Annotated in this window: 14 protein-coding genes and 2 pseudogenes; 13 read left to right on the top strand and 3 right to left on the bottom strand. The window is 43.4% G+C overall.

Features of this window, described 5'->3' with window-relative positions; all coding sequences use genetic code 11:
- Positions 1–69: 69 nt before the first annotated feature.
- The 10 genes and pseudogenes from G4V62_RS19745 to ald form a co-directional block, all read left to right on the top strand.
- A pseudogene (locus G4V62_RS19745) lies at positions 70–585 on the top strand (DUF2953 domain-containing protein); the annotation flags it as partial.
- A 132-nt stretch (positions 586–717) separates the two neighbouring features.
- A complete protein-coding gene (gene ytfJ, locus G4V62_RS19740; RefSeq protein ID WP_246218252.1) occupies positions 718–1,182 on the top strand; it encodes a GerW family sporulation protein in 465 nt (154 codons plus the stop codon).
- 176 nt (positions 1,183–1,358) lie between these two features.
- Positions 1,359–1,865 carry a thiol peroxidase gene (gene tpx, locus G4V62_RS04115; protein WP_165199505.1) on the top strand — a complete coding sequence of 169 codons (507 nt, stop codon included), beginning with the start codon at positions 1,359–1,361 and terminating at the stop codon, positions 1,863–1,865.
- A gap of 62 nt (positions 1,866–1,927) precedes the next feature.
- Positions 1,928–2,734 carry a class I SAM-dependent methyltransferase gene (locus tag G4V62_RS04110; protein ID WP_165199503.1) on the top strand — a complete coding sequence of 269 codons (807 nt, stop codon included), beginning with the start codon at positions 1,928–1,930 and terminating at the stop codon, positions 2,732–2,734.
- 226 nt (positions 2,735–2,960) lie between these two features.
- A complete protein-coding gene (locus G4V62_RS04105; protein WP_165199501.1) occupies positions 2,961–4,154 on the top strand; it encodes an acetate/propionate family kinase in 1,194 nt (397 codons plus the stop codon).
- A gap of 256 nt (positions 4,155–4,410) precedes the next feature.
- Positions 4,411–5,610 carry an argininosuccinate synthase gene (locus tag G4V62_RS04100; RefSeq protein WP_165199499.1) on the top strand — a complete coding sequence of 400 codons (1,200 nt, stop codon included), beginning with the start codon at positions 4,411–4,413 and terminating at the stop codon, positions 5,608–5,610.
- Positions 5,607–6,983, top strand: coding sequence for an argininosuccinate lyase (gene argH / locus G4V62_RS04095; RefSeq protein ID WP_165199497.1), 1,377 nt, complete (start codon positions 5,607–5,609; stop codon positions 6,981–6,983). The genes G4V62_RS04100 and argH overlap by 4 nt, the downstream gene beginning before the upstream one ends.
- A 541-nt stretch (positions 6,984–7,524) precedes the next feature.
- The gene (locus G4V62_RS04090; protein WP_165199495.1) at positions 7,525–8,286 is read left to right on the top strand and encodes an SDR family oxidoreductase; all 762 of its coding nucleotides are present in this window, start codon (positions 7,525–7,527) and stop codon (positions 8,284–8,286) included.
- Positions 8,287–8,344: 58 nt separating this feature from the next.
- Positions 8,345–8,710, top strand: a complete 366-nt coding sequence (locus tag G4V62_RS04085) for a hypothetical protein (RefSeq protein ID WP_165199493.1) — start codon at positions 8,345–8,347, stop codon at positions 8,708–8,710.
- Between the two features lie 24 nt (positions 8,711–8,734).
- On the top strand, positions 8,735–9,838 hold the full coding sequence (gene ald / locus G4V62_RS04080; RefSeq protein WP_165199491.1) for an alanine dehydrogenase: 1,104 nt from the start codon (positions 8,735–8,737) through the stop codon (positions 9,836–9,838).
- A 75-nt stretch (positions 9,839–9,913) separates the two neighbouring features.
- On the opposite strand, the gene G4V62_RS04075 is transcribed toward ald, so the two are convergent.
- Positions 9,914–10,300 (bottom strand): cytidine deaminase family protein, encoded by a 387-nt coding sequence (locus tag G4V62_RS04075; protein WP_165199489.1) that lies wholly within the window; start codon positions 10,298–10,300, stop codon positions 9,914–9,916.
- Between the two features lie 83 nt (positions 10,301–10,383).
- Positions 10,384–11,348 (bottom strand): annotated as a pseudogene (locus tag G4V62_RS04070) (aldo/keto reductase family protein).
- 197 nt (positions 11,349–11,545) lie between these two features.
- Between G4V62_RS04070 and G4V62_RS04065 the strand changes: the two are divergent.
- Together G4V62_RS04065 and spoVM are read left to right on the top strand one after the other, a co-directional pair.
- Positions 11,546–12,199 (top strand): thiamine diphosphokinase, encoded by a 654-nt coding sequence (locus tag G4V62_RS04065; RefSeq protein WP_165199487.1) that lies wholly within the window; start codon positions 11,546–11,548, stop codon positions 12,197–12,199.
- 111 nt (positions 12,200–12,310) lie between these two features.
- Positions 12,311–12,391, top strand: coding sequence for a stage V sporulation protein SpoVM (gene spoVM, locus G4V62_RS04060; protein ID WP_165199761.1), 81 nt, complete (start codon positions 12,311–12,313; stop codon positions 12,389–12,391).
- A gap of 221 nt (positions 12,392–12,612) precedes the next feature.
- Here the strand turns inward: spoVM and rpmB are convergent, their stop codons facing one another.
- Complete coding sequence (gene rpmB, locus G4V62_RS04055) at positions 12,613–12,801, bottom strand: 50S ribosomal protein L28 (protein ID WP_165199485.1); 189 nt, start codon at positions 12,799–12,801, stop codon at positions 12,613–12,615.
- A gap of 193 nt (positions 12,802–12,994) precedes the next feature.
- Between rpmB and G4V62_RS04050 the strand changes: the two genes are divergently transcribed.
- Positions 12,995–13,354, top strand: a complete 360-nt coding sequence (locus G4V62_RS04050) for an Asp23/Gls24 family envelope stress response protein (protein WP_165199483.1) — start codon at positions 12,995–12,997, stop codon at positions 13,352–13,354.
- Positions 13,355–13,366 lie beyond the last annotated feature (12 nt).

Here is a 13,366-nt window from a genome sequence, read left to right as displayed (position 1 = left end):
TTACTGTTTGATTAAACAAGAAAACATTGGTCAATACTGGATGAATACTGACAAAGGCAGGGATGTGCAATGATTTTTGTCTACGTAGCGGTTGGTTTGATTTTTCTTCTTGCTGTCGTCTGGTTTACGAAGGTCTCTGTAGAAGTGACATACAAGCGAGAACAGAAAGATGACCGGTTAGAGGTGCTCATTCAATTTTGGCGATGGGTGCGCATTCGCAAGACGATTCCGGTGCTTAAATTTGATCAAGACATCGGCAAGGTGGAAGTCGATGTGGAAAATTCAAAAAAGCGAGACGAAGAAAAACATCATTGGGTCGGTACAGAGGAACTACTTGAGAAAATTAATCAAGGCCGCAATTTGCTGGCCCATATCGTCGGATTATATCGTATTGTGCGGACATTTTTAAAGAAATGCACTGTAAAAACGTGGGTTTGGCATAGTGAGGTTGGGACGGGTGATGCGGCATCCGCCGGTATCGTAGCGGGCGCACTTTGGACGGCTAAAGGCACGATGTTGCAGCTCGTCAGTTCATATGTCCGTTTTGAAGCGACACCTGTGATTCATATTTGGCCAAATTTTCAGCGAGCGTGTGCCAATACGCTCTTTCAAAGTATGGTTTCTTTCCAGGTCGGACATGCTATAAATGCCATGATAAAAATGGGTTTGCATTGGCGCAAGAGCTGGAGGCAAAAAACAACAAGGAGCATGATACAAATGTCTGAACATCCAATTCAAGGCTTGATGAAAACAGCCATGGAACATTTGCAAAACATGATCGACGTCAACACTATCATCGGTGACCCTGTTGAAACCCCTGATGGAAGTGTGATTTTAACCGTTTCTAAAGTTGGTTTTGGCTTTGCGGCCGGCGGCTCTCAGTTTGGACAAAGAACGGGGCAGAAGAAGAGTTCAAATGATGAAAGCTCGTTTGACGATGAACAGCAATCTAAAGAGGAATTTCCATTTGGCGGTGGTAGCGGTGGTGGGGTATCAATTACACCAATCGCCTTTCTCATCGTCGGTCGCGAAGGCGTAAAAATGATTCATGTCGATGAATCAACTCATATTTATGAGCGCTTGCTTGATTTGGCCCCACAAGCCGTCGAAAAAATACAGGCGATGATCAAAAAACAGGAAAAAGAAAGAAGTCCAGATGAAGACAGGAAACTTGATATTTAGTGAATGCGGCAGGCAGAGGTTTTCTCTGTCTTTTTATTCATAAGTGATGAACTTTTTAAACTTCGATAAAGTGCTGATTTCAAGACTTTTAAGGTTGAAATCTTACTCTGAAAAGTCTATGATGACTATAACAATTCACAAATCGTGTCGGTAGTATCATAGAAGGAGGAAGTGTAATGGGACGTACAGGCATCACTTTTAAAAACAACCCTGTGACATTGGCAGGGCAAGAGGTTCAAAAGGGCGACGAAGCACCAAACTTTACAGTGTTGAACAATCAGCTTGAAGAGCGATCTTTAGAGGACTACAAGGGCCAGCCTTTGATTATTTCCGTTGTACCCTCAATCGATACAGGGGTTTGCGACGCACAGACGAGGAAATTTAATGAAGAAGCTGCACGCTTATCCAATGTTAAAGTCTTAACGATTAGTGTAGATCTTCCTTTTGCTCAAAAGCGCTGGTGTGGTGCAAATGGAATAGAAGCCGTTGAAACGTTATCGGATCATCGAGATCTATCTTTCGGCAAGGCTTTCGGTGTACATATTGAAGAGCTTCGTTTGCTATCTAGGGCGGTCTTTGTTATCGATAAGGATGGAATTATTGTTCATGCGGATTATGTGCAGGAAGTGACGAACCATCCAGATTATGAAGCGGCACTTAAAGCAGTTGAAGAGATTCAATAACACAGGTTCACGAAGGCTCTGGTCATGACCGGGGCTTTTTCGTGTGTTTGGAGGTGGGCAAAGTGCATTCAACAACAGATGTAGAAACAATGTTTAACTGGTTAGATCAAGAAGCGCTGCAACTAGAGAAGAAAAGGGAGCTTTCGTATCTTGAAGGTTTAGCTCTCGCTGCAGAACGTGCTTTTCATGAGCCAAGTCAGACGCTCATTGATCTTGAACGGACTGAACCAGAATCGATACGACGTGCACTGCAGCTTGGCATTTTAAAAGGAATGAAATCGGGCGTGCAACCGCATCATGCGATGACCCCCGATGGTGTTAGCCTATTAATAGCAATGCTCTGTAATTTATGGCTTGGAGAGCAAAAAGAATGGCAACTGTTTGATCCGGCAGTAGGGACTTCAAATCTATTAACTGCCGTGATGAATCAGGCGATTCATAAACCCGTTCAGGCAAGTGGCGTCGATGCGGACGAAACGCTTCTGCAACTTTCAGTAGCTAGTGCGAATTTGCAGCGACATGAAATTGCTTTTTCTCATCAAGACGCGCTAAAGCCGATGTATGTCAACCAAGCAGACGTTTTGATTTGTGATCTGCCGGTGGGATATTATCCTGGAGATGCAGCAGCTTATCAATTAAAGGATGCTTCTGGTGAGCGTCTTCCTTATGCGCATCATTTATTTATTGAGCAATCCCTTCGTTATACGAAAGCGAATGGTCATCTGTTTCTAGTTGTACCAAACACTTTGTTTGAAACAGATAAAGACACAAAGTTACGTGAGTTCATTCATCAAGAAGCAATCATCCATAGTTTTTTCAACTCCCGGACAATTTATTTTTACAGAAAAAATTTAGTAAAAGTATCTTAGTTCTTCAAAAGAAGGGCGACAAAGCCGTAACGCCAAAAGAAGTTTTAATCTCACCATTGCCTACATTGAGTGATCCTAATAAAGTCAGGTCAATGGTCAGACAAATTAGCGATTGGCATAAGGACAATATTCAATCGCAACAATAAAATGAACGCTTGAGCGACAAAATAGAAACAACATAACGGTCATGTGCTGTTCGAGTGAGTCAGTCAAGGGGGACACCAAGATGCAAAAAATCATGGCGATAAACGCAGGCAGTTCATCACTCAAATTTCAGTTATTAGAAATGCCGGCAGAAAGAATTATTACGAAAGGACTTTTTGAGCGAATTGGTTTGGAAAACCCAGTTTTCTCGATTGAAGTTCAGGATGAAAAAATTGAACAAGTCGTAGATATTACAGACCATGGAGACGCCGTTGCGGTGTTACTGGATAGTCTTTTATCGCATGAAATCATTTCTTCATATGAAGAAATTGATGGTATCGGCCACCGCGTCGTTCACGGAGGAGAAAAATTTAGCGACTCTGCATTAATTACCCCGGAGGTCATTCAAGACTTGAAAGAGGTATCAGAGCTTGCGCCACTTCATAACCCAGCGAACATTGTAGGGATGTTAGCTTTTAAGGAAAAGCTACCCAATGTTCCAGCCGTTGCTGTTTTTGATACCGCATTTCATCAGACGATGCCTGAGCAGTCTTATCTTTATAGCTTACCGTTTGAGTATTATGAGAGCTATGGCATTCGAAAGTATGGTTTTCATGGGACCTCGCATAAGTATGTGACGCAGAAGGCTGCAGAAGTTCTTGAGCGCCCTTTAAATCAGCTACGCTTAATTTCTTGTCATTTAGGTAATGGGGCAAGTATTTGTGCAGTTGAACACGGTCGGTCAATTGATACGTCGATGGGCTTTACGCCGCTTGCTGGCTTAACGATGGGCACACGGTCTGGAGATATTGACCCGGCGCTTATTCCTTATATTATGGAGAAAACAGGTAAAACGGCTGAGGAAGTTACGAATATCTTAAATAAAAAAAGCGGCTTGCTCGGTCTAACGGGATTATCCAGTGACCTTAGAGATATTATGGAGGCGGCCCAACAAGGAAATCATCGGGCTGAAATTGGGCTCGAAGTATTTGCTGCGCATATTCATAAATATATCGGGTCTTACGCTGCGCGAATGAGCGGTGTCGACGCGATTATCTTTACTGCAGGTATCGGTGAAAACTCTGCTCCGGTTCGCTCTAGAGTATTAACAGGATTGGAGTTTATGGGTGTATATTGGGATCCAACTTTAAATGAAGCCGGCAAGAAAAATACCGTCATTAGTTATCCGCATTCGCCGGTAAAAGTCCTCGTTCTGCCAACAAATGAAGAAGTGATGATTGCTCGCGATACAATTCGTTTATCCCCCAATCAGTAAAACATTCCCCAAAGGAATCACGGCTAACGAAAGTCTGATCCTTTGGGGTTTTTCATGTCTTACGTGGCGTATTATTCATTTTTTTGTATTTAATCGTATACATGGGTGAAATAAAATAAAAAAAGTGGTTGAAATTCTAGCTGTTAATTGCTAAAGTAAGTGTAAGAAAATACACTTTGATGAATAATAATAAATTATTGATGATAAATAAGACGCTTGCTGTTGTTGGTAAGGATCTTAAGGAGGATATAAACATATGAAAAAAGTTGTTTTAGCTTATTCGGGAGGACTCGATACATCAGTCGCCATTAAATGGTTGCAGGAGAATGGATATGCAGTTGTTGCGCTTTGCCTCGATTTAGGTGAAGGTAAGGATTTAGATTTCGTAAAACAAAAAGCCCTCGATGTCGGGGCAGTCGAATCTTACATGCTCGATGTAAAAAAAGAGTTCGCTGAGGAATATGCATTAAAAGCATTGCAAGGTCATGCATTATATGAACAAAAATATCCACTTATTTCTGCGTTAAGCCGTCCTTTGATTGCGCAAAAGCTCGTTGAGGTTGCGGAAAAAGAGCAGGCTAGCGCAGTGGCACACGGTTGTACTGGTAAAGGGAACGACCAAGTCCGCTTCGAAGTGTCGATTCACGCACTGAATCCAGATTTAGAAGTACTTGCTCCAGTACGAGAATGGAAATGGTCTCGTGAAGAAGAAATTGATTATGCGAAAATGCATAATATCCCTATTCCAATCAACCTTGATTCTCCATATTCCATTGATCAAAACTTATGGGGACGGAGCAATGAGTGTGGTATTTTGGAGGACCCGTGGGCAACGCCTCCTGAAGGTGCTTATGAGCTGACAGCAAATTTAGAACAAACACCTGATACGGCTGACATCGTCGAAATCGATTTTGCGCAAGGTGTACCAGTCGCAATTAACGGTAAAGCGTATCCACTTGATCAACTCATTATTGAGCTAAATATTTTGGCTGGAAAGCACGGTGTAGGTCGGATTGACCATGTAGAGAACCGCCTTGTCGGTATTAAATCTCGTGAAGTTTACGAGTGCCCTGGTGCAATGACATTAATTAAAGCACATAAAGAGTTGGAAGATCTGACACTTCCTAAAGAGGTCGCTCACTTTAAACCAGTCATTGAGAAAAAGTTGACTGAGCTCATTTACGACGGTCTGTGGTTCTCTGCATTACGCCCCGCGATCGAAGCCTTCTTGAGCGAAACACAAAAGTCAGTCACCGGCAAGGTGCGGGTGAAATTGTTTAAAGGTCATGCGATTGTTGAAGGCCGTCAATCTGAGTACTCTCTCTATAACGAAAATCTTGCTACGTACACTGCGGATGACGAGTTTGATCACGAAGCTGCAGTAGGCTTTATCAAATTATGGGGTCTTCCTACAAAAGTACACAGCATGACGCACAACAAGAAGGTGAACGTGTGAAGAAATTATGGGGCGGTCGATTTACAAAAAGCGCCGAAGACTGGGTGGAAGCCTTCGGCGCTTCCATTCCATTTGACCAACAATTAGTCATGCAGGATATCGAAGGAAGCCTTGCTCACGTCTCGATGTTAGATGCTTGCGGCATCATATCTGCTGACGAAGCTAAACAAATTCAGGACGGACTTTTGACCTTGCAAAAAAAAGCCGCGGCTGGAGAATTAACGTACCATGTGGAAAATGAGGACATCCATTTAAATTTGGAAAAGCATTTAATTGATCTCATTGGACCTGTCGGTGGAAAGCTTCATACTGGTCGAAGCCGGAACGATCAGGTTGCCACAGATATGCATTTATATTTACGCGAAGAAATTAAAGAGATTGCTGCATCTATACGTCACTTTCAGCAAGTGCTCCTAGATGTAGCAGAAGCCAATGTAGAAACGCTCATTCCAGGTTATACCCATTTACAACGAGCTCAGCCAGTCTCATTCGCTCATCATATAATGGCGTATTTTTGGATGCTTGACCGCGACTATGAGCGTTTGAACGATAGTTTAAAACGGGTCAACCAGTCGCCTTTAGGTGCTGGTGCACTTGCTGGCACTACTTTTCCGATTAACCGAGAAATGACGGCAGAAGCGTTAGGGTTTGCTGGTATTTATCAAAACAGCTTAGATGCAGTGAGTGACCGTGACTTTATCATCGAATTTTTAAGTGATGCCGCGATGATTATGATGCACTTGTCACGGTTTTGTGAAGAGCTTATTCTTTGGTCATCTAAAGAGTTTAACTTTATTGAGATGGATGATGCGTTTGCTACTGGGTCGAGTATTATGCCGCAAAAGAAGAATCCCGATATGGCAGAGCTCATTCGTGGAAAGACAGGTCGTGTCTATGGGCATTTAATGGGACTGCTGACCGTAATGAAAGGGACACCGCTAGCGTATAATAAAGACATGCAAGAAGATAAAGAAGGGATGTTTGACGCGGTGACGACCGTAAAAGGATCCTTGAAGATCTTTGCAGGTATGATCGAAACGATGACGGTGAACAGCGAGCATATGAAAGCGGAAGTCCACAACGATTTTTCAAATGCAACGGAACTCGCAGATTATTTGGCGAATAAAGGCGTGCCGTTCCGCGAAGCGCATGAAATTGTCGGCAAACTCGTCTTGCAATGCATCCAAAAGGGGATTTACTTAAAAGATCTGTCATTGGAAGAATATAAAGCAACACATTCAGCCTTTGACGATGATATTTATCATGACCTCGATCCTTTTACAGTTGTCGACCGACGAAACAGTGCAGGTGGGACAGGCTTTTCGGCTGTTCGAAAAGCAATTGAAGTTGGTAAGCAAGTTCTGAAAAATTAAATGTCATTATGATGAAAAGCTGCAAATGTCAAAGTGAGCATCATTCTCCTTTGACGCAGCTTTTTTTTGCGTTATGCTTGAAGGGGATGATCTTATGGAAAAATGAGGAGGGACTGTATGGCACTTATTCATTGTTGGATGAAGTAAGGCGTTTTAGCGCTCTCAACCTCAGTCACAGTTTTATTGCCGGAGCAACCTGTAAAAGAGAAGCTACCGACGCTATATTTGCTCCACGGGCTGTCAGACGGTTTATGGAAAAGGTATTTAACTTCCGCAGCAGGATGATTTATTGTACTTGCTTCAATCACAACAGGAACATACACCGTCAAGTCAAATTTTTCAATGATGTAGAATTGAGAATTTCTTATATGAGCAGAACATTATTTTCAGAGATGAAGCGAGAAAGCGTGGATTAGACCTGATTGATGAAAAAGGGTCAGATCATCATGCTTGGGGTTATTGGGGTGAGCAAATCAGACGTGTATTGCAATGGCTCCCACTTAAATAACAAAAACTAAGGAACAGTGGAGGATCGATTACATTGAATCCGCACGTATTTATTAGCGCAGGAACGAAGGGATTAGGTCGCCAAGTTGCTGAATATTTTTTAAAACAAGGTCATTTCGTTACTGTTTCTTATTTTAAAGATGAAAAGGCCGGTCAAGCGATGAAAAAGGAACTTGATCAATATCAACAGTCACTTCATCTCGTTCAAGGTGACGTTACGATCAAAGAAGACATTGACCGGATGATCGCTAGTAGCAAAGAGAGGTTTGGGCCCGTTTCTATTCTTGTTTGTAATGCGGGGCCATATATTTTTGAGAGGAAGAAGCTCGCAGACTATGAGTCAACGGAATGGAATGCGATGGTTCAAGGAAATTTATCTTCAGTATTTCATTTTTTTAAGGCGTGCGTCGCTGATATGAGAAAAGCGAAATTTGGCCGCATCATTACGTATGGTTTTCAAGATGCTTCCAACGCTCCTGGTTGGATGGATCGATCGGCGTTTGCCGCAGCAAAGACGGGGCTCGTTTCATTGACTCGGACAATTGCTCAAGAAGAGGCTGCCTCAGGAATTACAGCAAATATGGTTTGTCCAGGAGATATTTCTGGAAAAATGAAGGAAGCGACCATTGAGGAGATTGACGAAAATCTAGGGGAGCCAGCACCTGTCGGGCGACCGGGTACTGGGGAAGATATTGCTCGAGCAGTTGCTTTCTTTGCTGACGCATCCTCAGATTTTATTACGGGAGCCATTATGGAAGTCACTGGCGGTCAGAATGTCGTCCATCGCAAGGTCTAAAAAATGTACGCATAACCTAAGCCACATTTTGCCACCCTAAGACAAGAGGTGATTGCTTATGTGGCGACTTATACTTGTAGGTTTGGCCCTCTGGATTTTGTTCACTGCTGATCCAGTGATGCCGGACCAGATTCCTAGTGAGTCTAAAGATCAATTTCAGTTAAAACTTGAAAATGATGGCGAGATGTCATTGTTTCAACAGCAAGGTGAAGATCAATTTGTTGCTTTTGCTCCAGACGAGTTAATAGGGGAAGATGCGAAGGCGGCCGTGCAACAAATGGTTGATGCCTTAAAGCCGTCAGACGATAAAGCTGTCGCTGAGTATGTAGAAGAATTAAAAGCGATTGGGTATGAATCGCTTGAATCTTTTCAAATGCTATTAAGAAACAGCGAAGGCCTGTTTACGTGGGTATGGCCTGAATAAATAGAGCACAAAGGGAGAGATCGTATGAATATTGGCGTACCAAAAGAAGTGAAAAATCAAGAGCATCGCGTTGCTTTAACGCCGTCCGGAGTGTCAGAGCTAACCGCACGGGGACATTCGGTGTTTGTGGAAGCGAATGCAGGTGTCGACTCAGGATTTTTAGATGAGCATTATGAACGAACGGGAGCGCAAATTGTAGATACTGCTGAAGAGGCTTGGTCTTGTGATATGGTGATGAAGGTAAAGGAACCCATCCCGTCAGAGTATGCTTTTTTTCGTGAAGGGCAGCTTCTCTTTACATATCTTCATTTGGCTGCCGATCGTGAGCTTACAGAGGCTTTGATGTCAGCAGGGGTTAACGCTGTCGCTTATGAAACGGTACAAACAGATGCAGGTCTTCCGCTTTTAAATCCGATGAGTGAGGTCGCTGGTCGGATGGCGACACAGATTGGTGCTCATTTTCTTGAAAAAAGAAATGGTGGCAAAGGTATTCTTCTCGGAGGTGTGCCTGGAGTTCGGCGCGGCAATGTTACTGTCATTGGTGGAGGGACAGTCGGTTTTGAAGCTGTGCAAATCGCGATTGGCCTCGGGGCGCAAGTAACCGTACTCGATGTGAATACAGCTCGTTTGCATCACTTTGATCAACTATTTGGAACGCGTATTCAAACGATGATGTCAAACCCATTAAACATTGATGAGGTCGTCGCGGAGAGTGACTTAGTGGTCGGGGCTGTTCTTCTTCCTGGTGCGAAAGCGCCTACACTCGTGCATGAAGAGACGGTGAAGCGAATGAGTGAAGGATCTGTCATCGTCGATGTAGCGATCGACCAAGGAGGGATTGTGGAAACGTCGGATCAAGTGACGACGCATGATTCTCCAACGTACGTAAGGCATGGCGTGCTTCATTATGCTGTATCGAATATGCCTGGAGCGGTGCCGAGGACATCAACAATTGCTCTGTCAAACGTGACCGTTCCATATGCAGCAAAATTAGCCGATCTCGGGTTTAAGCAGGCGATGAAAAAGGATGCGGCACTTCGAAAAGGTCTGAATATCACTGGCGGGGATATCGTTTATCAAGCTGTGGCTGACGCGCATGATCTCCCGTATGAGCCGTTCGATATTTAATGGTTATAAAAGCACCTCCACTGGTTGGCAATTTCTAACCTTGGAGGTGCGGTTGCTTTTATGTATGACTGAAAATTAGGAAGAGTGCCGCCAATCATACGGTAATAAATCCTTTAAGGCGACGATGACGTCGTCTTCGATGAGAACCTTGGTTAAGTCGTTGTCGTCATGAAGTTGGCGAATAAACTCACGACAACGTCCGCAGGGCGGATAAATGTTACCGTTCCAGCCGACGGCCACCATTTTTACCACACGGCTTTCCGCGTTCAGCACCATTTGCGCTGCGGCGGCATGCTCTGCACAAAAGCCTAAAGAACAAGCAGTATCGATACAAATGCCTGTATATACTTGACCGCTTTCAGATAATAGGGCAGCTCCGACGCCGCCTGCTTCTGCCGTTTCTGACAGGCGCTTAGGATGAACAACCGATTTTGCGTACTTGTATAGTTCACCAAAGGTCATTGTCTTTCTCCTCAAAACATTTTTATTGTGCCACGCCCGTGCAGCAGTGTCTCGTATTATTGCACTCTTCTTGCATGGTAGCGTTAAAGTGGACGGCTGTCTGAATGTAAAAGTGCTTCGATTCTGTCGAGCGTTTCCGATGAAAGCTCAACATTTGATGCTTTAACATTTTCACGCACTTGCTCAGGCTTACTTGCACCAATCAGCGCGCTGGACACATTTGGTTGCCGTAAAATCCACGCAAGTGCCAATTGCGACATCGTTAAATTCTCCTCGTCAGCGATCGCTTGGATCTCGGCGACACGATCAAGAGCTGAGTCATTTAAAAAGCGTTGGATCGCCTCCGGCTTATTTCCTGAAGCCGCTCGGCTGTCTTTAGGGATGTCACTGCCTTTTTTGTATTTTCCACTTAACACACCTTGAGCAAGCGGGGAGTAGACAACCTGACCGATCCCTTTTTCTTCGCCAAGCGGGATGACTTCTTTTTCAATATAACGCTCTAGCATATTGTAGATTGGTTGGTTGACGACAATGCGATCAAGCAAACGTCGATCGGCGATGGCGAGCGCTTCAGTCATCTGCGCAGGGGTCCATTCGCTGACGCCGACGTAAAGCACTTTACCTTGCCTGACGAGGTCATCTAATGCGCGCAAAGTTTCTTCAAGCGGCGTATTCTCATCGTATCGATGACAGTAATATAGATCGATGTAATCTTCATTGAGGCGCTTTAAGCTGGCGTGACATTGCTCCATAATATGCTTGCGTGATAGTCCGCTATCATTTGGACCTTCTCCCATACCTCCATAGACTTTCGTGGCAAGCACATAAGATTCACGTGGATACGTACTTAATGCTTCGCCAACGACTTTTTCAGCCTCACCTCGTTCATACACATTGGCAGTGTCAAAAAATTGATCCCTTCTTCGTAAGCTGTATGTATGGCGTTCACAGCCTTTTCTTTTTCAACATAGCCTCCATACGTCAGCCAGCTTCCTAAGCTGATTTCACTCACCTTGACGCCGGTTTGTCCAAGTCGCCGATATTTCATAAATAAGTCCTCCTCAAGATTATTGTATAAATCAATATAATTCAGAAAAATAAAACTTGCAAGAATGATGCTTTCGTGTAGTCCTTTTGAAAAAGTTCAACGTTTTTATATTGGAGGCTCGTCGCTGTTCATATAGAATGAAACTAACGATCATAGATGCTTTTTGTAAGTGTCGTTTAGAAAAAGGTGGAAGACATATGACAGTGTTACGAATTATGGCAGGCGGGCCTGAAAGAGATATTCCTTTGCATGATTTGAATGTAAAAGGGCGTTGGATTGGTGTTGATCGAGGTGTTGCTGTGCTTGAAAAGCTAGGAATTGTTCCTGAGGCGGTTTTTGGCGATTTTGACTCGCCTGAGGGCCTTGCTGCACTTAAAAAGTTAAAGAATGCAAAAGAAAAGCATATATTTCAATCAGAAAAAAACGATACAGATTTAGCGCTTTGCTTACGCTGGTCGCTAGAGCAAGATCCTGCTAAGATAGAAATATATGGCGCTACGGGTGGACGTGCTGACCACTTCCTCGGCAATCTCGCTTTGTTGGAAATGGCTGCTACTTACAATGTACCCGTTGTTATTAAAGATAAATTCAATGAAATTTCATTGCTTAAGCCAGGGGAATGGGTTGTCCCGAAGCGTAGTGATGATGAATACTTATCGTTTGTAGCGATAACAAAAACAGTGGAACGCCTTGATCTCGAAGGTGTCGCTTATCCACTTTTTCAATATGTGTTGCATCGTGACAGCACTCGCTGCATTAGTAATGAAATTATTGAGCGTGAAGCGATTGTTCGTTTTACGTCTGGATTATTGCTCATGATTCGAAGTCGGGACAAAGAACTCAAAGTTTAAGGTACTATTTTTCAGTTAGCGAATATAATGTAGTAAAAGAGGAGCCTGAACAACAAGAGCGAGCGGTTCTTTGAGAGGGTAAGCCATGCAAGTACGAGGAGGGGGAATCTTATGAAATTTTATACTATTAAACTCCCAAAGTTTTTGGGAGGCTTTGTACGTGCCATTCTCGGATCCATTCGGAAGGAATAGGTAATCGGTCACAGCTTTCGTGTTCTTTGATTAAAGCAGGCTCTCTTTGGTGCCCCTCAATGTTTCCCCTGCCCTACTAAATGGACTTCAGGTGAAACGAGAAAGAAAATTCAAGTCCTTCATCTTTTTGTGTGTAACGTATCTGTATAAGGTATGGTGGCAATGAATAAAAGAAGGCACTCAGCTTTTTATTAGGCTGAGTGCCTTCTTTTTAGGTGGGCTTAGACACGCTCCACCTTACCTGATTTTAATGCACGTGCAGATACGTAGACACGCTTAGGTTTTCCGTCCACGAGAATGCGGACTTTTTGTACGTTCGCGCCCCATTTACGTTTGTTGGAATTCATCGCATGAGAGCGTTGGTTACCTGTTCCGGTTTTCTTACCTGTAATCACACATTTACGAGCCATTTTTCTGTCCCTCCTTCTTCACAGGGTATGGCGTGCATACCCGAAAACATACATACCGTATAAATGTACCATATCAACACATATGTTTCAATACATTCATTGGCTGAAGTGACGTGCTTTCTTTAAAAATATCCAGGATTATAGTAAACTTACGATAGCTGTCATGATATAATCCGAAAAGGAGGATGGACCCATGTCCATTGAGATGAACTCATCGTATGGTCGCATCCATATTGACACAAATGTGATCGCTACAATTGCTGGTGGAGCAGCAATTGAATGTTATGGTATTGTTGGCATGGCATCGAGAAAGCAGATTAAAGATGGCATTGCTGAGTTACTTAAAAAAGAAAACTTATCTAAGGGGATCATCGTTAGAAAAGAGGACCAGGTACATATTGATATGTACATCATTGTTAGCTATGGAACAAAAATTTCTGAAGTAGCGCACAATGTACAACAAAAGGTCCGTTATACATTAAATCAAACATTAGGTCTTCATGTGGATTCAGTGAACATCTTCGTTCAAGGTGTCCGTGTGACGAATGAATAACAAGGAGGAGCC

It is taken from the genome of Litoribacterium kuwaitense (assembly GCF_011058155.1).
Classification (GTDB): Bacteria; Bacillota; Bacilli; order Bacillales; family DSM-28697; genus Litoribacterium; species Litoribacterium kuwaitense.
This window is presented reverse-complemented; position numbering and strand designations above follow the sequence as displayed.